Source organism: Blastococcus sp. KM273128, assembly GCF_021698975.1.
In the GTDB taxonomy this organism is placed as follows: domain Bacteria; phylum Actinomycetota; class Actinomycetes; order Mycobacteriales; family Geodermatophilaceae; genus Blastococcus.
This window is the reverse complement of sequence record NZ_SSXA01000152.1, coordinates 1-1,727: the sequence shown is the minus strand read 5'-3', so window position 1 is coordinate 1,727 and position 1,727 is coordinate 1. Positions and strand designations below refer to the sequence as shown.

Below are 1,727 nucleotides of genomic sequence, written 5' to 3'. Positions count from 1 at the left end.
CCGCACCGCCCGCTCACGGAACTCGGGCAGGTACCTCTTGGGCATGGCGCCATCCTCCTGGACTCACAAGGAGGCGGCATCAAACCCGTGACGGTTCACATCGCCGGACTCGGCACGGCGGTCTACAAGGCCGACGGCCAGATGACCCGCCTGGCCACCAGCACCACCACCAGCGCCTACACCTACGCCGGCGCCGACCAGACCGAGCTCATCCGCGAGACCCGAGCCGACGGGCTGAACAACGTCTACGCCTACGGCCGCACCGACGCCAACGGCATCCCGCTGGTCAAGGCACACACCGTCGGGCTGAACACCCTGGACAACACCGCCTTCCTCGTCCACGACCCGCAGGGCACCCCCATCGCCCTGCGCACCCCGGATGGCCAGGTGCACTACTACGCCCAGGACGGCCTGGGCTCGGTCACCCACCTGACCAACCAGGACGGGGCGACCACCGGCACCTACAGCTACGACCCCTGGGGCGGCAGCACCACCGGGCAGAATGCCGTCGGAGTCACCCGCTTCAACCCCTACGGCTACGCCGGCGGCATCGACGACCCCAACAGCACCCTCGTCCACTTCGCCAAGCGCTGGTACGACCCGGCCACCGGCCGCTTCACCCAGCCCGACTCCCTGGAGACCCTCGGCGACCCCTCCCGCGCGAACCGCTACGAATACGCCGCCAGCAACCCCATCAACTACGTCGACCCAACGGGTCTCGTGGATTGCGGATTGGCAGCCGGAGCGGGAGGCATTCTCGGAGGCATCGTGGGGGCCGGTTTCGGCGGCTTTGCTAGCGGAGGCAATCCCGTCGGTGCTGCTGTCGGCTTCGTCAAAGGTGTGACAAGTGGGTATGAAGTCACGCAAGCTGTCTGCGAATCGAACGCGGACACGGCTGGCGGTCGCGTCCTGGACGGAGTCGAGGCATACTTCAATGTCGATGTTCTGTGATCAAAGAGTCCGAGCGGAGTGCTTTTTCGATGGACGCCATGCGCCACTCATAGTAGGTACTTCGACACTGGCCGTCGAGTCCGTGACCGACGCATCGGCAACTGCCAACCGCTGGCTTCGAGAGGTTGTCGTGGAGGGCGTGACATGAATCGGAAGAAGGCGCGCCGATCGGGGATGCCGGCGGGTGCTGATCACATGATCCGCAGACATGCAGACCCTTCGGTTTACAGATGGACAGTCAAAGCTGTTGTAGCTGCAGCGCTGGCTGGCGTGGTGGGACTTCTGGTCGGGGGATGGGCGTCAATGCTCATGCTGTCCTTGGTTTGGCTGGCAAGCGCCGTCGTCTTGCGCATTTACTCCGTGAACCTGCGTCGCAGGCGGGATGCGGACGAGCAATAGCGTGGCGCGTACTGAATCGCTTTTGATGCAACTCGACTGTGCGGTGAAAGTGCGAGCAGAAGGGTGGATCGCGCAGAAATCTGACGCAACTTCAGCCCGATCGGCAGTTGCTCAACCAGCGGCGACTCGGGGAAGGGCGTCATCGTCCAGATGTTGATAGCGGGCAGTGTGGCCTGAGGGGATGGCGACTGATCGGCGCTTCTTCGCGGCGACTCAGAGTTACATCGTCTTCTGCGCACCTGAAGCAACTTCTGGGCAGGCCCCGCCAACGGCATCGTCCTAACCCGGATCTTTCGCCCGCCCATCGGTGATCATCGGGATGCGACTCGGTGGGCCGCCGGTGCGTGATTCTGGCATTGGGGTGTGACGGTTCGGCC

Annotated in this window: 1 protein-coding gene; it reads left to right on the top strand. The window is 64.2% G+C overall.

Translation table 11 applies throughout. The annotated features are described in order from the left end of the window. Positions 1-951, top strand: a 951-nt coding sequence (locus tag E9529_RS21345; protein ID WP_236833263.1) for an RHS repeat-associated core domain-containing protein, incomplete at its 5' end; no start/stop codon positions are given. Positions 952-1,727: the final 776 nt, after the last annotated feature.